This window comes from Secundilactobacillus mixtipabuli (assembly GCF_002217925.1).
Taxonomy (GTDB): Bacteria; Bacillota; Bacilli; order Lactobacillales; family Lactobacillaceae; genus Secundilactobacillus; species Secundilactobacillus mixtipabuli.
This window is the reverse complement of record NZ_BCMF01000002.1, coordinates 167,624-187,019: the sequence shown is the minus strand read 5'-3', so window position 1 is coordinate 187,019 and position 19,396 is coordinate 167,624. Positions and strand designations below refer to the sequence as shown.

The following is a 19,396-nucleotide window of genomic DNA, read 5'->3' as shown; positions in this document are numbered from 1 at the left end:
TTAATTAAGGAGTGAAGATATTAAAATGCTAGAAGATCTTAAGCAAGAGGTTTATGAAGCTAACATGCAGCTTCCTAAACTTGGGTTAGTTACTTTTACTTGGGGCAACGTCTCAGGGATCGATCGGGAAAAGGGTCTATTCGTTATTAAACCATCAGGTGTTGATTACGATAAGCTCAAGCCTTCCGATTTAGTTGTTGTGAACTTAAAGGGTGAAGTTGTTGAAGGCGACATGAACCCATCCAGCGATACACCAACCCATACGTACCTGTACAATCACTTCCCAAAGATTGGCGGGATCGTTCATACGCATTCACCTTGGGCAGTTTCATTCGCTGCGGCTAAGATGGATATTCCCGCAATGAACACCACTCACGCCGATACATTCTTTGGTGATGTTCCGGCAGCTGATGCCCTCACCAAGGAAGAAATCGAAGAGGATTACGAAGGCAATACGGGTAAGACCATTGTCAAAACTTTTGACGAACGTGGTCTTGACTACGAAGCCGTCCCAGCTGCTCTTGTTAGCCAGCATGGACCATTTGCTTGGGGTCCAACACCTGCTAAGGCGGTTTATAATTCCAAGGTATTGGAAGTTGTTGCTGAAGAGGACTTCCACACCATGGCATTAACCCATCAAAGTTCTGAATTACCTCAGTACCTGCTGGACAAGCATTATTACCGTAAACATGGTGCTAACGCCTACTATGGTCAAAACAACGCGCATTCAAAGGATCATGCCGCTCGTTCATAAATTAAATTTGTTAAATTTATGGTAGGAAGAATGTCATATTCATTTGGAAAATTCTAGTTGATATTAATGCCGTCGCTTAGATAACTTATTAATTCAATTTAATAATCTTTTTATAAGTAATTATTAAGATGATAAAAGGAATATTTTAGAAATATCAACTATAGGTAAATAAGCAAATTGTTTGACTGATTGGAGGCTTGTATCATGAGTGGTTATAATTTTAATGTTACGAAGATTTTGGATACGGAAGTTTTGATTGTGGGTGCTGGCAACGCAGGATTAATGGCTGCCACTGCTGCTGCTGAAAAGGGTGCGAAAGTAACGGTAATTGAAAAAGAAGATTCAATTAATTTGATGCGAGTTGGCCTTGCCGGAGTTGGAACAAATGCTCAGAAACGTGCTGGGATCACGATCAACAAGTATGATTTAGTAGAGTATCTAGCGGCTTTTGCTCAACATAACGTAGATGAAGACTTGATTTATCATTGGGCTAATCATAGCGCCGAGGCGGTTAACTGGGTCGAAGACAATATTTTGAAACCTCATGGGGCCCATTTGCGTTCAGAGCCTGATGCGATGTTGACTAGTAGTGCTTACGAAGCTTTTCCAACTGAAAATGATCCAACAGTAGATGATAAAACCTTTACTTTTTATGGTGAGTGGATCCAAGAAAAAGTTAAAGAGATGGGAGTTACCCTTAAATTCAAAACACCACTGGTTCAATTGATCAAGGGAAGTGATGGTGTCCAAGGTGTTATCGTACATGATTTGACTTCGAATGAATATTGGCAAATTAAGGTTTCGAAAGGGGTCATTCTTGCTACTGGTGGTTATTCTGCAAATACTGAGCTGCTTAAAAAATGGAATCCAGTTGCTCTTAAAAAGAATGTTTACAATGACTCACCGCGTAATGATGGAGCGGGAATTGTTTCTGCTTTAGATGTTGGTGCTATTAAAGACGAGGAACCAGCTCATTGTATCTTTGATCGAGGTTTAGTGCCGGTTGGAACCAAAACCGAGGATATGTATGTGCAAACGGCCACATATAAAGATTGGCTTTGGTTAGGAAGCCACCCTTTGTTAAAAGTCAATCTGCGAGGTCAGCGTTTTTCCAATGAATCAGTCCCTTATCAGTTTATTGTAAATGCTGCAAGCAAACAGCCGGGCTATCTTTATGCCATGATTTGGGATGATAACTACGGAGAATACGCTAAACAATTTCATATGCTAGGATGTGCTCGAGTTGGATTTCCAGGATATATGGCAAGTTCTGAAAAATTGATGGAAGACACCGAACAATATGTAAAGAAGGGACTCGTGGTTAAAGCAGATTCGATTGAAGAGCTAGCTAAGAAATTACATCTACCAGTTGAAAATCTCAAAATAACTGTGAAACGAAACAATCATTTGGTCGTAGATAATTTTGATAAGGATTTTGGGAAGGAACCTTATCGACTGACACCTGTTGATAAAAAACCATTCTATGGCTGTATTCTGGGTGGACGAATTTTGTGCACCAATGATGGGTTACGAGTTAATAAAAAGATGCAGGTTTTAAATAGTAATTATGAACCAATTAGACATTTATATGCTGCCGGAAATGATTCAGGTGGATTTTTCTTTGGTAGTTATCCTGATCGCGTTCCTGGGTTGGCAGCAAGTCACGCACAGACTTTCGGTCGGTTAGCTGGGCAAGCAGCTACAGAAGAACTTGATACTGCCAAGAGTGTTAAAACAAGTCCAGCAGAGAAGGAAAACGAAAAGACTAAGGTTACTCAATCATTGAAACCAGGTACTGATGCAACTACGGGGCCGTCTGAAAGTTAAATTCTATTTTTTTATCAAAGGATTAGTATTTTTGTTAACAGGTGTTGATGAAGTATTTCGAGAAGATCAATTCATTTACGAACTGGTCTTTTTTTCGGGTTTTATAGGTAAATTCTATGCGAACCATGAGTTCAAATCGTAAACTATTAGTTGCTCAATGTTTTTGGGTTAATTTGATTAGTAATATAGGACGATATGCTTTTTATGCATAAAAATAATGCTGATGATTACTCATCAAAACTAAATATCATATTTACTGACATAACACCAATTAACCCTATTCAGTTTCTCATCCATGGTTTGCTCCTCCAATCCTAGGTAAATCAGCATTATTTTCTTGCTAGAATGATTCAGCTTACGCATGACAGGATTTATCTGGCGTCCGTTTTCATCATATACGGCGTATTTGAAATAGTAGAAGGAAGCCAGCCAATCTGCTTGATTTGTCCTTGGATAGCGTCAGAATATGAGCAACGGGCAAAAGATGCTACTACCAAATATCTTTTATTCAAATGATGGATGATCTGCGTGAACGACGAGTAAGTTCATGGAATCGTATGTTTGATGATAGTGACCCGTCATGTATTTGTACCATAACGATGTTGATACAGGTAAGCCAGATGCTTATTTGGAAATTAAAATGTCATCCAATCACGTGACCTCACTATCCAGGATACAAGAGTGTTATACGGTGGCTGAAGGCCTTTATAGAAAGTTTTAATCAACAACACGACCCAAACTATAGAGCGAGCAAAAATTCCTGGTTTTTAATTATACGACTATTGAAGTATTTTTCTCGTATTCATTATAGCAATCCTCACTCACAGGGCACCATAGTTCAAAGTATCGTTTCCATTCACCGTTTTCATGGCAACGCAAAATAATTCGACCAAAAGGCTGATCTATTATAACTAGGTTCAGCTTTTTGGTTAGTTTATCAATCAATTGATCATATGCTGATTTCAAGGTTCCCTCACGACCAGCAACTAGAAAAGCGTGCATGCATAATTTTGGCGGTAATAATCTGCTGCTATTATCAAACTGAGGCAGTTTTTTGTTGGCAAGGAGACCCCAAGTAGGTGTTAGTAGGTAATTGCTAATATCAATTTGGAAAATGAAGCCAACTGGGAAAGCGGCTAAACCCTCTAGCTGATTTAATCTTTGAGATTGGTATTTATGATTAGGTTCAAACATATCATCTTGCCCATAGTTTTTTAACTCATCAAAGTAAAGTGCAGGGCTAACAGTGAACTGAACATAATTAAAATTTTGTTTTACATGTTTCAGAGTAGTGGATGCTTGATCTAATTTCAGTAAATTAGCTTGTAAATGTTCGATTGTTTTTTGAATTTTAACAGCTTGTTTGTCGTACAGGCAAATTGTATCTTGTATATCAGATTGTGTGACGAGCTGCGAAATTTGTTTTAATGAGAATTGATATTCTCGTAACTGCATAATATCAGACATTTGATTAGTTTGCTGATAACCAAAATAACGATAACTAGTATCAGGATTGCGCTGACTTTGAATTAATCCTTTGGCTTCATAATCACGGATAGTTTGGGCAGAAACGTGATAATAATTAGCAATTTCTCCAATTTTATAATGATTTAACATATTTGATTCCTCCTGTTAATAATGAGGTTGACTCTAAAGCTACTTGATAGTTTATAACTATTATTGAGAAAGAGCAATGATGAGCAAGCTTAAGGAGGCTATCTCATGGAATTTGACAAATTATTTACCCCGTTTCAGATTAATGGTTGTGAAATCAAAAACAGGTTTGTAGTGCCTGCTATGGTGACTAATTTCTGTACGTCGGATGGAAATATTACTGATCAATTTATTGCTTATCATGAGGCAAAGGCGAAGGGTGGGTTTGGTTTAATTATCACCGAAGATTTTGGGGTCAACCCAAATGGTATTGGTTATAAGAATTGTATCCGTCTGTATGATGAAAAGCAGGTAGCTAGAAATAAGGAATTTACTGACAAAATCCATCAATATGGTACTAAGCTATTTGCCCAAATCTTTCATCCTGGACGACAAACAAACTCTTCAGTCAATGGAGGTATACAACCTGTAGCAGCAAGTAAGATTCCGGATTCCTTTAATCGGGAAATTCCGCATGAGTTGACGATTCCAGAGATTAAAACGATTGTTAATCAATTTGGAAAAACGGCTGGTTTAATGAAAGCAGCGGGATATGATGGAATCGAACTTCATTTAGCACATGGCTATTTACTGGCTGGCTTTTTAAGTTTGCGACAAAATCGGCGAACGGATGATTATGGTGGCTGTTTAAGTAACCGTTTACGAATTGTCCATGAAATTTATCAAGCAATGCGTAAAACGGTTGGTCCTGATTTTCCAATAACAGCCAGAATATCGTTAACCGAAGGAACTGTCGACGGTCGCAAGCTTCCAGAAACCTTAGCTATTGTAAAAGATCTCGAAAAGACTGGGTTTGATGCTCTGAATTTATCTAACGGCGAATATACTTCGTACGCGGATGCAGTCATTTCATCAGCATTTACGCCTCGTGGTAATAATGAAGCTGATGCAAAAGAAGTTCGTAAAACTGTTAATATCCCTTTGATAGTTGCTAACGGAATTAATGATCCTGTCTTAGCGGAGAGTCTTTTGGATCAAAATGTATGCGATTTCATTGGCATGGCTCGGGCGTCTCTAGCTGACCCTGAGTTACCCAATAAGACCAAAGCAGGTAATCTGAATCAGATTGACTATTGTATTCGTTGTTTGCAAGGCTGTGAGGGTGGCCTTTTAAAAGGGAGCCATATCAGTTGTTTAGTTAATCCAATGATTGGTAATGAAACCAAATACCCGTTTGCTACTAAGCCAAAGCCCAAAAAGGTCCTAGTTATTGGTGGTGGTCCTGCTGGAATGGAGGCAGCTATTACAGCTGCGCGTCGTGGGCATGATGTAACACTTTGGGAGAAAACGAATGAACTCGGTGGTGAGTTTATTCCCGCAACTTATCCACCGGCAAAGGGTGAATATGTAAATCTACTAGTATTTTTACGTAAACAATTAGCGATTCGACAAGTTCATGTTGAATTACAACATCAAGCATCAGTTGAAGACGTAATGGCGTTTAATGCGGACAAGGTAATTATGGCCACCGGGAGTGATCCTAATTTTCCGCATATTCCAGGTATCGAGAATGTCCCAGTACATTTTGCAAGAGATGTATTGGTTGGTAAGGATCCACTAGAAGGTGAATTAGTCGTCATTGGTGGTGGTGAAGTTGGAACCGAAACTGCTGCATATTTGGCAGATGCCGAGCGTGGACATGTGACTGTGATTGAAATGACACGTGACATCAATGCTGGGTTGATGCGGACAGTGGATACTAAACGCTTTTTCCGTGATCATGAGGTGACGGTCATGACGGATGCGACAGTTCAATCACTCAGTATTAAAGGTGTAACGGTGAGGATTAATGATGAAACTCGTACAATTTCTGCAGATGGAATTGTACTGGCAACCGGCTATCACTCAGACAATCAGTTGTATAAAACGTTGAGTGAACGCTTACCAGAATCTCAATTGGTAGCAGTTGGCGACACAGTTGAAGCAACGAACGCACTTGTTGCGACTCAAACAGGATTTGCTGCTGGATACTCAGCTTAAGTTATAAGAAATAAAAAGAATAATGATAATACCTCCGAAATTGGAAAAAACTTTGGGGGTATTTTTCTAGGCAACCAGTTGCCGCTCAAATTCGAGTGGTGATTGATTGCCTTTTTCTATTAGTTTTAAGATTTGAATGAATTAGATTGAATTTAAAGCGATATATACAAAGTTATATAAAATTTTTCAGACACTTCTTTAGTGGACTGATAAAGATAGAAAAAATTTTATAAATTGATTAATTTTGGGCGAAGAAAAGCATTTACCAGAAACACGTATAATCTATTACCATCAACAGACATTGTCGAGCAGAGTCTACATGGTGTTTTTTTCTATTTTTCGAAAAATAAGTTGATGAGGTTAGATCAATTTCTAAAATAATTTAAATATTACTGCTTATTTTAAAGTTTTATTCTTCTTCGTGTAGAATTTTGCAATCAAATCCTGAAGCGTTTTAGCAATCGTTTGAGTGAGCTGACTCGCATCCTTTTTGTAAGAAATAGATAACTGAGCGTTTATGTGTGTTTCTGGAATACTAAGAAGCCTATATTGATCACGAGGAATTTGTAGACGTGGCAAGATAAACGGTAAAGTTGCAGTACTTGCTGAACTATGCAAGGCAGTTAGTGTAGCAGAGATAAGGTTGGGCACCCGCAACCTAATATTAATATCAATATGGTTATCTGAAAAAATTAGTTCTATCAGGTCTTGATAATAGGATTGACCTAATAACCCAATAAAATCAGCATTCTCAAATAAATTTAGATTTTCATTAAAATCGTCTTCAGGCCGAAGTTGTGAATAAAGTGGGGTGCTTTTAGGAATTATTATTAACGGTCGCTCATCGTGAGTTATGGGTAGTGTTGTAATATTTTGATCATTAAGAGCCGCTCCCACAAATAAATTGGCTTTTCCCTCTAATAGACTTTGCTTTGCTAGGTAGGTAGTTTGTTCATCGAACTCAAATAACACGTCTGGGAAGCCTGCTTCAAGTGGTTTGAATAACTCTGGAGCCATTAAGGTAGCCATTGGCTGATTGAAGGTAATCAGAACTTTACCTTGATGTTTAGTTGAAAAAAGTGCCATTTCATTTTCTAGATCATGTTGATCCTCTATCAATTGAGTTAAATGTTTGAGTAGTTTTATTCCTGCTAACGTCACCTGAATCGGTAGGACGTCTCTGTTAACTAAAGCAACGTGATACTGTTTTTCGGCAGCCTGCAAGATCTGGCTGACGTAGGGTTGGCTGACATACAGATTCGAAGCGACTTGCGTAATCGTCCTACAATGTTGACATTCAGTTAAAATTTGGGAAAGGATCTGATTTTTAGACATGATAGCTCCGATCTAATAAGTAAGTTGTTATGATAGTTACCAAAATACTAATTTCACACCTTGTGATTATTGTAACATAATGAAGGTGATAAGAATGATAATAACTAAGACTGGAGGTAAGATGGATGACGACTTCAATAGAATGGCAAGCAGTTTACGATGTTGTAGTACTTGGCTTTGGTGGTGCTGGCGCCACTGCAGCGAGGTTTGCAGCCGATAAGGGTAAGAAAGTTTTACTAGTGGATGCAGCTCCCTTTGGACATGAAGGCGGTAATACTCGCTATGCTGGACAGGGTGTCAATGCAACCGATGATTATGACAAGATGATGCAATATTATAACGAGATTACTTATCCTATGTCCTTACCCGAAGATGTTAAAAAAGTCTACGTACAAGGTTTAGTTGACAATAAAACTTATTTTAAAAAGTATCTGGGTGTTTCACCAGTTAGTACACATGATCTAGGGAGACCAGACCTTGCTAAACAAGCAATTGAATACCCCAAATTTGACGGTAGCGAAGCAAACGATGCACTTACAGTCCACAAAGGGGCTTTTGACGCTGCACTATGGAAAAACTTACGTCAACAAATTATTGATCGGGCGGACCAAGTCGATGTTTGGCTAGAGTCACGCGCGCGGAAACTCATTCAAAATAGCAATAATGTCATTGTTGGCGTGCAAATTGAGCGGCATAACCAAACGGTTAGTGTGGCTGCCAAACATGGAGTTGTCCTTGCAATGGGTGGATTTGAAAATAATCAAGAAATGATTCAAAGCTATCTTGGTGAACCTAAGCTGTCCCCAATGGGATCGTTATATAACCGTGGTGATGGGATTGCGATGGCTCAAAAAGCGGGTGCCAAAATGTGGCACATGTCGAACTATGAATCTTATAGTTTAATGCATGGACTGTATTTTGATGTTCCCGGAGCCAAACGAAGTCGCGAAGTTTATTGGGAAGCTGGAGAAAATGATGGTGGTGTCGTTGTTGTTGGTGATGATGGTACCCGTTACTTTAATGAGGCAGAGCATGCCCGTCACGGTCATATATACAGTCATGGTACATGGAAACACGCACCACTAAGTGTTAAACCATACATGATTTTTGATCAAACACAATGCAATGAATTTCAAAAACACCCATTTGAATATGTTAATTTGAATCAATTAATTGTTAAGGCAGATAATCTTTCAGAACTTGCCAAAAAAATATCAATTCCTGCGGACAAATTAGAGCAAACAATTGATACTTACAACAAGTTCAATGAAATTGGAACTGATTATCAATTTGGTCGCAATATAAAGACCATGCGTAAATTTGATGAAGGCCCATACTATGCTGTTCGAATGGTCAATACCATATTGAATACTCAAGGTGGCCCACAGCGAAATGGTAAAGCCCAGATTATCGGACAAGATGGAAAGCCTATTCCACATTTATTTGGCGCTGGTGAATTGGGTGGCATCACAGCTAATCTTTATCAAGGAGCTGGTAATTTAGCGGAATGCTTAATATTTGGCAAAATTGCTGGTGAAAGCGTTTCTAAGACGGATGCCCTGTCAATACAAGTGGCAAACGATAAGTATCAAAAAATTAACGACCTCATCAGTGGCGAGCAGATAGGAAGTGTTGAACTTGCTGATAATCAATATCTCGGTGAGTCAAATAGTGGCATCGGTGGGAAGTTAGTTGTGCGTGTTACTTACGATGATGACACGATAAAGAATATTGAGATTTTACAAGAACATGAAAGTGAAGATGTGGGTCAAGTTGCGTTAAAGACGATGCCTGAACAAATGGTTGCTAATAATGATATCGATGTCGATGCCACTAGTGGTGCATCAGCCACTAGTCGGGCATTAAAGTCTGCTGTTCGAGACGCCATTGATAAAGCGAAAGCTGCCAACAACAGTGTCAGTCAATAATACAATCAGAAAGGAGATAACGGGCTTCACATCCAGCATGCGTGAAATGCATTGAACTAGTTGATAGTAATGCCAGTCATTCGGATAATTTATTACTACTATACATCGCACTTCATTTTAGTGATAGCCTGACATATGAAAGCTCTTCTAGTTTTTGTTAAGATTGTATCAGAAAATGAATTATTTAAGAGAGTCAAAGATGAGCGCCGTTTCTGACGCTCATCTTTATGTACTCAAGGCGATCTTTAAAACAAGAAGCGTATAGAAATTCATGTTTATGTGCGTCTTCGTTTCAAACTAATTTTCAACCGAACTTAAATTCTAAGTGCAATGATAAATAACTAGACCAAAAAGGTCATGATGACCTATTCTTATATGCAACGATGCAAGTAAGAAAGAGAAAACCATCATGACCCAATCTCAGACTATCATGTCTCATCACTATACACAACTGTCGTCCACTGAAAGAGGCAAGATTGAATCCTGGCGGACACCGCAACGTCGCAGTGACGGCACTACGAAATCACTCCCATCAATTTCGACAATTGCGCGACGTTTAGGCCGTAATAAGGTCACTATTAGCCGCGAGATTAAGCGAGGCACTACTACTCAAATTAAGGCCAATCATAAACGGGTCACTGTCTATTTAGTGGATACTGGGCAAGCGGTTTATGAGCGACACCGTCAGCGATGTCGCCCGCAACACAAATGGCAGACTTGTCCAGACTTTTATGTCCAGCTACAGATTGAGCTTCATCGGCGACCACGTGTACACAGTAGATACGTTCGTTCACTACTATCGGCAGGCTTATCCAGAGCGAGATTGTCCATCGATCCCCACGGTATACCGTGATATTGATTCTGGAATCTTGCCCTTACGCAATAGTAATCTGCCGATGAAATTACGCCGACGTGTTAGGGGAAGTGGTAAGCTTCATGTACGCATGAATCAACACGTTTTAGGAACCTCGATTACTGAACGAACGGCGGTTGTTACAACTAGGTCTGAGATTGGTCACTGGGAAGGTGATCCGGTTAAAAGCAAGCGTACCGAAGATCAGCCAGCTTTGATGACTTTGACGGAACGAACTACCCGTTTTCAGATTATCTATAAGATTCCGAATTATCATGCCGCAACTTGTCGTAACAGCCTTCAGACGATTCTGGCTGATTACGGTAATGAACACTTTAAGTCCATTACTTTTGATAATGGTAGTGAGTTCGCAGAACTCGCCCAGGTCGAAGGAGCCCAAATTTACTTCGCTCATCCTTATTCGCCATGGGAACGGGGTACCAATGAAAACCACAATGGACTTATTCGTGAATTCATCCCCAAGGGGCACTCGCTGCATGATTATGACATCACTATGATTCAGGCTGTTCAGGATGCTTTAAACAATCGTCCCAGAAGAATACTAGGCTATCGCACACCTAGTTCGCTGATACCTGATTTATAGTCGCTACTAGACCAATTATGAGAATAGGTCATTAACGTTGCACTTGATTTGAAAATTCGGGTATTTTAAACTCTATGATTTTTCATCATTCAAAAATGAATACGCGTCTAAAGCTTTATCAAAGCAATGCTCAGCTACAGGCATTAACTCAAATGTAGGGTCATCTTGACGGCTGTACCATTCATAAACAATTCCCTTTTCAAGGATAACTAGCTGATTGCTAATATCGAGCAAGTCTTCTTCGGCATACTGGTGGCCATCATAGGTTGAGTCAAAAACATATCTAATCTGATCGTAAAAAAGCTGACGACTAACATCACAATTACATTCCGGGTTTTTAACATTTAGAAATACAAAGAGACTTTCTGGACCCATTGTTTGGAGTGGTTTAATGCTTGCCATACAGAAAGAAACCAACTTTTCACGAAGAGACATAGTTGGAAAATTATCTTTCAATGAATCAAATAATAGCTTGGAAGTGTCAATCGCATAAAAAGCCAGTAAATCAGATTTAGTTTTATAGTATCTATAAAACATACCTGTCGTTACGCCAATTTCATGACAGAATTCACGAATGGAGAGTTGATTATATTTTCCAGATTCAATATATGGTAAAGCTGCCTGTAAAATCTCTTGTTGTGCTTGTTTTCTTTTCAAAGTCGTTTTAATTGATGTCATTTTCTAGTTTCCCTCTTAATTTTCAATAATTACCATTATAACGTGATGATAGCAATCCATTTCAAGAAATTCAATTATTAAAAACCGTAACATGTTATTTTTTATATTGACACGTACTTGTATAGTGCTATTATAAAGTTATGAAAACGATAACATGTTATTCTTTTTATTTTATTATAAAGGAGAAATCATCATGAGCGAAAGTCTTTTACGTGCACGACATTCTGCACGATCATTCAAGAATCAAGAAATTGACACAAAATTAATTAAAGATATTATTGCTGAAGCACAGTGGGCACCTTCTTGGTGTAACAGCCAACCTTGGAAAGCCTACGTACTTACTGGTGAGGCTGCAAAGAAAATGCATGAATCGCATCATACCAACGTCATGGGCAACAAAAAATCTTGGACTGAGGTCGTACCACCACAATTCACAGATAAAGACTGGTCTGCAGCTGAATGGACGAATATGCGTGACTTTTGGCAAGCAGGCGATGTCAGTCCTTTCCCAGAAGACGGGTCAACTGACAAATTAGGTTTCAATAAAGAGAGTGCATGGGATTTCCATGCCCCAGCAATTGTTTATATCACTATTCCTAAAAATGCAACAATGTTCTCTGCTTACGATGCGGGTGCATTTGGTTATGGCATTACCTTAGCTGCACGTGAACAAGGTGTTGACTGTATCCCAGCCTATGAATTCATTCGCTATCCACAAGAAATTCGTCAGGTAATTGACATTCCTGAAGATGAAGCGATTTTCATGGGGATTGGTTTAGGCTATGCACAAGAAAATGAAGATCTTAATCGTATTAATGAATTTGAAAAACATCCTCGTGCCAAGACTGATGATATTCTTCAAATTGTTAAATAAAAGGTGAATTAGTCGTTATTGGTAATGGCAAAATGGAAACTGAAACTGCCGCATGTTTGGCAGACACTGAGCGCGGACATGTGACCGTGATGGCATCAACAGTTCAATCACTCAGTACTGATAGCGTAATGGTGAAGCCCGTACAATTCCCGCAGATGGAATTGTACTTGCAGCGGGCTATCATTCAGACGACCAACTGTATAAAACATTGAGTGAACGCTTGCCAAAATCTCAATTGGTGGCAGTTAGCGATACAGTTGAAGCAACTAATGCACTTGTTACGATTCAAACAGAATTTGTTGCTGGATACTCAGCATAAGTAACCAGAAATTATAAGAATAGTAATGATATAATGATACCTCCAAAATTGAAAACAATTTTGGAGGTATTTTTGTATCTTTGGCTCCAGTGTTTATCGAATGATATGCTATTGCAGAACAAGGAACGGCAATGTAGGTGGGAGTCCATCGCTCAGCTAAGGATTCACACAATATAGTTAGTTATGTTTGATAAATCAAGAGACAGAGTGTCACTTATTTCTGTTTATAAAATAGACTGAAAAGGCCTTTGTGAATATATGGATTATTAATTCCAATCCAATGAAAAAATTCGCTTGCTTTTAACTCGACAGTAATGCCTTCTTTACTTCCTCTAATAACTTTGGGTGATAGGGCATTTTTGTAGACAAATGACGCTTTACCGTTAGCATTGAATCGGCTAGAGTCGTTTTCATCAACTTTGGTAATACGGAAGAATAATGAATTGGTATCTTTATGATAGTTAAATTCTTCTGGCATCGTTTCATAGAGCTTACGCCAACGTTCCTGATTGCTTTCTTGACTGTCATCATACCGTGATTGTGGGAAATAAGTAGGGATTGGTAAATCCACGATGTCATAATATTGCTTGAAGATTTGACGGGTATTATACATAAAATCAATTTTACCTTGATCCGCATATTGATTATAAACGGCTTTATTAGTTTCAATCAGTTCACTCATCCGTACCAAGAAATCCTGATATAACAAGTCCGTAGTATTATTTAACACATTTGCATATTCTTTAGTTGATTGCTCTCGTTTTGCATCGTCAAAAACACGGTCATTTTTAAGATAGTAGCTTCGACGACGAGCTTGTTCTTTGAAAGTATAAGCATCCGCATTGGTAGTTGCTATCATAGCAGGGTAAGCATGGTCAAGGTCTGCAGCATTATTAGTTTCTTGAACAACTAAATCATTGCCATATTTATCTTTTTCGAAGAATTCACTAGGGACTTCGTCAATCAACATTGGTGCAGCATTTTCAGTTCTAAACCAGCGGCGTAATTGTTCAATGGTTTGGCTTTTTATATTATGAGTGCCATACGGTAAAATGGCCGAATAATCGAGATATTGTACATTCCCATATATACCAAGCAATTTTGAAATGTAGGCCAGTAAACTAGACTTTCCTGAGCCGCCCGTTCCACCGATAAACAGAAATTGAGGAATGTCGTTGCCTTCTTGGGTATTTAAACTACTGTGTTGACGAATTTCCCAAATGAAAGCAGCAGTAAAGGCATATAGAATTGCTTCATAAACTCTTGCACCATAATCGTTATCATAATCAATGGCGAAGTTTTTGTAATTACGTAGCATATGGTTAATGTTTTTTAAACTAGCTTCAATTTCTTCTTTAGTAGCCAATTTCCCATATGGCATGAGGTCGTTAGAATGTTCATCACGTTTTATTGAAAAGCCAGTGATATGATCGTCAATATTACGTAGTGCTGGTTTGGAATACATTTCGTTTAATTCGAGAATATTAGCATTTACATTTTTAGTTTTCTTGATTTTTATTTTGTTTTTAAAGGCAGTTCTCAATTTACTTGGCGTTTGAATCTTAGGCGTTTTACTTTTGGGTACTACCATTTCTTTAATTAATGTAGCACCAGTCTCAAGCTGGTAGTTGATTGTTCTAGTTCTAGCTTTTACATCATGAATTTCCTCAGGTGCATTTTTCATCTCAGAAATGGTTTCCATTGGTACTATGCCAACATTTAATTTTTGATTGACAGCTTCAGCAGTATCGATAAAGGATTCTTCTTGAATTTTATTGATGTCTTGAGGTGATAATAGGTATGCTTGTTCAACATTAGCGTCCTTTGGTAGAGTCCGTATGTTTTTTGTGACAATTTTAATTGCTTCTTTGGGAATAAAATCATCAACAACCGGTAGTAATTGATTATTGAAATAGTCTTTATAGATGTCAAACAGCGGATTATTATCTAAAATCAAAATATTTTCAAATTGGGAACTGCTGCTTTTAAAAGCTTGGGCCGATAGATTAGCTGATCCAAGGATTAAGCGTGTTTCAGTTTGATCTAAATTTGATAATAAATAAAATTTTGAATGGATTGTATAAAACAGGGGCGCCAATACTTTAAAATGCTGAGTATTAACCTGCTTCTTAATCTCGATGTTTAAGGACTGATATAAGTTAGTGCCCTCATGATTTAAGATTTGCTGCATCTTCTTTTGCATATTATGATGAGCCATAGCCTGACTAGTATTACGCTGGACTTTTTCTTCTGGAATACCAACGATTAGAGTTAATTTTTCAAGTGGATTTAAATATTTGTTGATAAAATCACCAGATGCAGAAAATGTGACACCTAACATTTGTGAATATTTATCTGTGTCAAAAATTTCGGGAATGGTCATTGATTGCGGCGTATATTCTTTTATTACATATAGAGTATTAATGCCTTGTGGCATACTGATCTTCCTTTCTAAATATTTAGAATTATTGTTGAATCACACTCATAATACCGAAGAGTATTCCACTCGGTTTGAGATTATGAGAACATTGGCTACCTTTTTTATATACAACTCAGCAGGACATCAAACAATGTGGTGTAACACTCTTGTTCGATTTTGCAAGCCTAATAGTAATGAAAGTACGTGAGTATCTGCTCCGGAATGTTTCACTTTATACGTACAATAAAGATGATGAAATTGCTAAAATACAAACTGCAATTTCTGGCCCGCACAATTAGTTATAAATTTAAAAGATTCAATCATCCATAATGGAATGGGTAATTGAATCTTTGTTTTAGATTATAGAAGTTTATTATGCATTAACATGGTGTGAAGCGCCGGTACTTGCATCAGTGGTGGTTTCATGCTGGGAAGCACCACTGTTGGCGTCGAGAATACTTTTGGCAGCTTCTTCACCAGCTAAACGACCAAACACAATTGCGTTGGTGATGCCCATGCCACAGCCAGGATATGTCATACCACGCCAACCACCAGTGGTACTTCCGGCCGCGTAAAAGCCGGGAATAATCTTGTCACGGTTGTCTAAGACCTGAGTGTGGCTGTTGATAGTTAACCCGCCAGCGGTATCAGGTGTAGATGGTGCCATTTTGGCCGCATAGTAGGGAGCCTTGAGTGTCCCAAGTACATTTTCACGTCCAAATTCAGAATCTTGACCATTTTCTGAATCAGTGTTCCATTTGTTGATTGTAGCATTTAATACTTCTGGATCAAGGTCAGTTTGCTTAGCTAAATCTTCGATAGTATCGGCCTTCTTAAAGTAACCATCTTCAACCTCTCGTTTTAGACGAGGGGAGGCAGCTGGTGCTGAGAAAGCACCTGGATTTTCATCGGCCATGCGTTGATCGAATACTAACCAAACATAACCGCCCGGTAAAGCAGCAATGTGCTTGGACCCTTCCTCGAAGTACATGTCTTCTCTGAAGTGACGTTTACCATCCTTACCAAGCCAAATATATGGATATTTCCAAGCTGCACAAATTGGTCCAATACAAACGTTATCACCCGATTGTGTTCCAATTGAACTAGCAATTGGCATCCACATATCTGATAATTTAGCACCAATTTCGGTACCCATGATAATGCCGTCACCATTTTGTCGGATAGAACCATAGGACTCACCAACTGCGAAATCTGGTGCAAAACTCTTGAGTAGATTTTTATTTCGTGAAAAGCCCGCGGTTGCTACAATAATATTCTTACCACGATAGTTGCCTTTATTGGTGTGAACACCAATTACACGCCCAGTTTTATTAGTGATTAAGCTTTGAGCAGTAACGTTGAAAATAAACTTAGTTCCGAGTTTGCTGGCCTTTTTGAATAATGGACGAGATAAGCCAACACCACTCTTTTCAGCTGTTAAGTGAGATCGCGCAGCAGGAGTAGCATAATCTTTCATAGCCATTTCATTACCAATCATTTGAACTTCTAGAAAGTTTACGCCAACGTCTTTAACTAGCCATTCATAATCTTCGGCACCGTGTTCAACGATGGTTTCACGCATCATATCATCTTCAAATCCTTGACCAACTGCCTTAAGATAGTTATCCCAGTTCTCTTTGGAATCTTCAATGCCTTGCTTACGTTGCAAACTAGTACCGCCACCAGCGTTATAGTAACCACCCGATAAGGTCATGTCAGATAGCATGTAACTGGATGCATATTCTAACACGAGTGCATTAGCGCCTGCTTGCCGGGCAGCAATCGCAGCGGAGAGCCCTGAGGCACCAGCACCTACGATTAAAACATCTGTTGAATCTTCAAATTTTAGAGTCGCTGAATCAAGATATCGATAGTCAGTATCATCTGTTTCTTCGACAGTATTTCTTAGATCAATCGGCTTATCAAAGGTACTGTCGTCACCAGCTTTGGTCAATGCATTTTGAACTGCTTTTTGAACTGCTTGAAAACTTACTGTTGCACCTGTTACGGCATCAATATTATAAGACTGGTAATTTGTGATTAACTCTGGGGCTTTTTGTAGTGCTGCAGTGCTGATTCCGTCAGTTTCGTTTTGATTATCAATATTAACATTTGTGATTCTATCATCTTTAACGGTCACGGATACGGTGATCTTACCTCGATTACCAGTACCACTACCTTGATACGTACCATTTTTTAATTTAGACATGATGTCAGCCTCCTTGACCGTAACCGCTTACAAAATGTATTGAACATTTTTATTCGCGTGTAGCAACAAGTCGGCCGGCAATATCACCACTTTGAACACGATTCAGGCCTTCTGGAATCTGATCGTAGTCAATCGTTTCAAGCATTGGTTGCATTTTCCCTGTAGCAAAGTATTTTAACACTTCCGCAATATCGTCTGGGGTACCACCTGAATTCCCAATTAGCTTGATGTTATTGAAAATAAGGGTACCAGTATTAATTGTTGAATGTAAAATACCCATTCCCACTACAACGACAGTACCACCAACATTAACTGCTTCGATAGCTTCATTAGTTGTTGTATCAAAGCCAGCAAAATCTATAATTAAATCCAAATGGTGTTGTTTTAAATCCAAAATATTTTCATAAGCAGCAGTAGCACCAACTTTCATTGCCCAATCACGTGAGGAGGACTTGGTATCAGCTACATAGACTTCACAACCTTCAATTACTGCCATGTTGGTTGCAAACTGACCTAGGCCACCAATACCAATGATTCCAACTTTCATGCCTTTCTTGGCTTTACCGACTACAAAAAGGGGATGATAAGCAGACATACCAGCATCGGTAGCCGCAGCACCTTGAAGAAATGAAACATTATCAGGTAGAGGGACAAGTTGCATAGCAGGTACGACTAATTTATCAGCATAGCCACCATCACGAAACGCTCCGATAGTTTGCCCAGTATCGGGATTTTGTGGTGAAACGGCAACTCGGTCACCAACCTTGAAATTTGTGACTTCGGTTCCAACTTGGGTTATTAGACCCGCTGTTTCATGACCAATGATGACTGGGGCAGCAACCATAGGTCCCCAACTTGGATCATGTAGAATTCCAACATCAGTGTGACAAAGACCAGAAGCCTTCAAATCTAACACTACTTCGTTTGGTTTAGGGGTAGGATCCGGTTGTTCCACTAGTTTTAACGGTGCATTTGTCTCAGTAAATTGCCAACCCTTCATGATTATTCGACCTTTCTTGTTTGAAATTTCACTATCTTGACTCGGGTAAAGAATAACACGCAAATAAATAAAGGTCAACCCAATATGGATTGACCCTTACAGTGTGAATTCAGCTTCTTCAGATACATTAAACAGATTGCTAAACGACGATATTAAGCCATTAATACGGGTACTCTCTTCACGTTCAATCGCCCACATCACGTCGTAGCCAGTAAAAATATATGAAGCTGTGTAGAACAATTCAGTTGGATCCTGAGTGGCTTTAATTTGTTTAGATTCCTGTGCCTTTGTGATTAACGTTACACAGGTGTTTTTGAATGAGTCATTAAAATCAAATGTATGCTGGTTTTGCGCTAAGTTGGCGATAAAAACTTTGCTGATGATATCAGCGCCTAGTTTGTTTTCGGCCTGAGCTAAATGCACAAAACACATGACTAGTTGACGCCAGTAGTTCGTATCCGAAACGTCGATGGTTAATACGAGTTTTTCGACAGTTGATTTATAAAACGACAGTAATAAATCGGATTTAGCGGCAAAATGATAATAAAACGCCGGTTTGGTGAGATGGCAGGCATCACAGATATCAGTCACACTAGTTTCATCGTATGATTTTTCCTGGAAAAGTTTATATGCTGCTTTTAAAATTTGATTTTTGGTATCCATGACATGTTTCCCCTTTAAATGAATAATCGTTGAGTTGAGTATAGAATTATTCCCTGAGTTGTCAAATGAGTTGCAGCTTTTAGGTATTTCAATTTTTCTTGAGAAATTGGGCTTTCGTGGGACAAAAATAATATGATTGCTTCCGTCCTGTACGATAACAGAAGCGAAATTATCATGATACCTTTGGGTAGTGGATGAATTCAAATAGTGTATTTACTGACTTCAGAGGGTTTCTATGGTGTTCAAAACTAAATATTGGTGTATGCTTTTTCTCTTAAT

12 protein-coding genes and 1 pseudogene are annotated in these 19,396 nt (G+C 38.8%); 6 read left to right on the top strand and 7 right to left on the bottom strand.

Annotated features, from left to right (window positions below):
• The first annotated feature begins 25 nt into the window (after nucleotides 1-25).
• Together IWT5_RS02200 and IWT5_RS02195 are read left to right on the top strand one after the other, a co-directional pair.
• The gene (locus IWT5_RS02200) at nucleotides 26-754 is read left to right on the top strand and encodes an L-ribulose-5-phosphate 4-epimerase (RefSeq protein ID WP_089108321.1); all 729 of its coding nucleotides are present in this window, start codon (nucleotides 26-28) and stop codon (nucleotides 752-754) included.
• A 204-nt stretch (nucleotides 755-958) separates the two neighbouring features.
• Nucleotides 959-2,581 carry an FAD-dependent oxidoreductase gene (locus tag IWT5_RS02195; RefSeq protein WP_089108320.1) on the top strand — a complete coding sequence of 541 codons (1,623 nt, stop codon included), beginning with the start codon at nucleotides 959-961 and terminating at the stop codon, nucleotides 2,579-2,581.
• A gap of 771 nt (nucleotides 2,582-3,352) precedes the next feature.
• Here IWT5_RS02195 and IWT5_RS02190 read toward each other — a convergent pair.
• Entirely contained in the window at nucleotides 3,353-4,198 is an 846-nt protein-coding gene (locus tag IWT5_RS02190) for a MerR family transcriptional regulator (RefSeq protein ID WP_089108319.1), read from the bottom strand.
• A 105-nt stretch (nucleotides 4,199-4,303) separates the two neighbouring features.
• Here IWT5_RS02190 and IWT5_RS02185 point away from each other — a divergent pair, with 105 nt between their 5' ends.
• Entirely contained in the window at nucleotides 4,304-6,235 is a 1,932-nt protein-coding gene (locus IWT5_RS02185) for an oxidoreductase (RefSeq protein ID WP_089108318.1), read from the top strand.
• 396 nt (nucleotides 6,236-6,631) lie between these two features.
• On the opposite strand, the gene IWT5_RS02180 is transcribed toward IWT5_RS02185, so the two are convergent.
• Complete coding sequence (locus IWT5_RS02180; protein ID WP_089108317.1) at nucleotides 6,632-7,570, bottom strand: LysR family transcriptional regulator; 939 nt, start codon at nucleotides 7,568-7,570, stop codon at nucleotides 6,632-6,634.
• 125 nt (nucleotides 7,571-7,695) lie between these two features.
• Between IWT5_RS02180 and IWT5_RS02175 the strand changes: the two genes are divergently transcribed.
• Nucleotides 7,696-9,498: an FAD-binding protein gene (locus IWT5_RS02175; RefSeq protein ID WP_089108316.1), complete on the top strand. Its 1,803-nt coding sequence runs from the start codon at nucleotides 7,696-7,698 to the stop codon at nucleotides 9,496-9,498.
• A 409-nt stretch (nucleotides 9,499-9,907) separates the two neighbouring features.
• Nucleotides 9,908-10,955, top strand: a pseudogene (locus IWT5_RS02170) (IS30 family transposase).
• Between the two features lie 72 nt (nucleotides 10,956-11,027).
• Here IWT5_RS02170 and IWT5_RS02165 read toward each other — a convergent pair.
• The gene (locus IWT5_RS02165) at nucleotides 11,028-11,633 is read right to left on the bottom strand and encodes a TetR/AcrR family transcriptional regulator (RefSeq protein ID WP_089108315.1); all 606 of its coding nucleotides are present in this window, start codon (nucleotides 11,631-11,633) and stop codon (nucleotides 11,028-11,030) included.
• 193 nt (nucleotides 11,634-11,826) lie between these two features.
• On the opposite strand from IWT5_RS02165, the gene IWT5_RS02160 reads away from it, so the two are divergent.
• Complete coding sequence (locus IWT5_RS02160; protein ID WP_225360188.1) at nucleotides 11,827-12,507, top strand: nitroreductase; 681 nt, start codon at nucleotides 11,827-11,829, stop codon at nucleotides 12,505-12,507.
• A gap of 533 nt (nucleotides 12,508-13,040) precedes the next feature.
• On the opposite strand, the gene IWT5_RS02155 is transcribed toward IWT5_RS02160, so the two are convergent.
• The 4 genes from IWT5_RS02155 to IWT5_RS02140 all read right to left on the bottom strand — a co-directional run bounded on the left by IWT5_RS02155 (nucleotide 13,041) and on the right by IWT5_RS02140 (nucleotide 19,117).
• Entirely contained in the window at nucleotides 13,041-15,263 is a 2,223-nt protein-coding gene (locus IWT5_RS02155; RefSeq protein WP_089108314.1) for an Aq_aa27 family P-loop NTPase, read from the bottom strand.
• Nucleotides 15,264-15,618: 355 nt separating this feature from the next.
• Nucleotides 15,619-17,454 carry an FAD-dependent oxidoreductase gene (locus IWT5_RS02150; protein ID WP_089108313.1) on the bottom strand — a complete coding sequence of 612 codons (1,836 nt, stop codon included), beginning with the start codon at nucleotides 17,452-17,454 and terminating at the stop codon, nucleotides 15,619-15,621.
• Nucleotides 17,455-17,503: 49 nt separating this feature from the next.
• Nucleotides 17,504-18,454 carry a zinc-binding dehydrogenase gene (locus tag IWT5_RS02145; protein WP_089108312.1) on the bottom strand — a complete coding sequence of 317 codons (951 nt, stop codon included), beginning with the start codon at nucleotides 18,452-18,454 and terminating at the stop codon, nucleotides 17,504-17,506.
• A 96-nt stretch (nucleotides 18,455-18,550) separates the two neighbouring features.
• Nucleotides 18,551-19,117, bottom strand: a complete 567-nt coding sequence (locus IWT5_RS02140) for a TetR/AcrR family transcriptional regulator (protein ID WP_089108311.1) — start codon at nucleotides 19,115-19,117, stop codon at nucleotides 18,551-18,553.
• Nucleotides 19,118-19,396: the final 279 nt, after the last annotated feature.

Excerpts from the sequence above, each read along its gene's own strand:
- IWT5_RS02200 (WP_089108321.1), top strand. The coding sequence starts at position 26 with ATGCTAGAAGATCTTAAGCAAGAGGTTTATGAAGCTAACATGCAGCTT.
- IWT5_RS02195 (WP_089108320.1), top strand. The coding sequence starts at position 959 with ATGAGTGGTTATAATTTTAATGTTACGAAGATTTTGGATACGGAAGTT.
- IWT5_RS02190 (WP_089108319.1), bottom strand. The coding sequence starts at position 4,198 with ATGTTAAATCATTATAAAATTGGAGAAATTGCTAATTATTATCACGTT.
- IWT5_RS02185 (WP_089108318.1), top strand. The coding sequence starts at position 4,304 with ATGGAATTTGACAAATTATTTACCCCGTTTCAGATTAATGGTTGTGAA.
- IWT5_RS02180 (WP_089108317.1), bottom strand. The coding sequence starts at position 7,570 with ATGTCTAAAAATCAGATCCTTTCCCAAATTTTAACTGAATGTCAACAT.
- IWT5_RS02175 (WP_089108316.1), top strand. The coding sequence starts at position 7,696 with ATGACGACTTCAATAGAATGGCAAGCAGTTTACGATGTTGTAGTACTT.
- IWT5_RS02165 (WP_089108315.1), bottom strand. The coding sequence starts at position 11,633 with ATGACATCAATTAAAACGACTTTGAAAAGAAAACAAGCACAACAAGAG.
- IWT5_RS02160 (WP_225360188.1), top strand. The coding sequence starts at position 11,827 with ATGAGCGAAAGTCTTTTACGTGCACGACATTCTGCACGATCATTCAAG.
- IWT5_RS02155 (WP_089108314.1), bottom strand. The coding sequence starts at position 15,263 with ATGCCACAAGGCATTAATACTCTATATGTAATAAAAGAATATACGCCG.
- IWT5_RS02150 (WP_089108313.1), bottom strand. The coding sequence starts at position 17,454 with ATGTCTAAATTAAAAAATGGTACGTATCAAGGTAGTGGTACTGGTAAT.
- IWT5_RS02145 (WP_089108312.1), bottom strand. The coding sequence starts at position 18,454 with ATGAAGGGTTGGCAATTTACTGAGACAAATGCACCGTTAAAACTAGTG.
- IWT5_RS02140 (WP_089108311.1), bottom strand. The coding sequence starts at position 19,117 with ATGGATACCAAAAATCAAATTTTAAAAGCAGCATATAAACTTTTCCAG.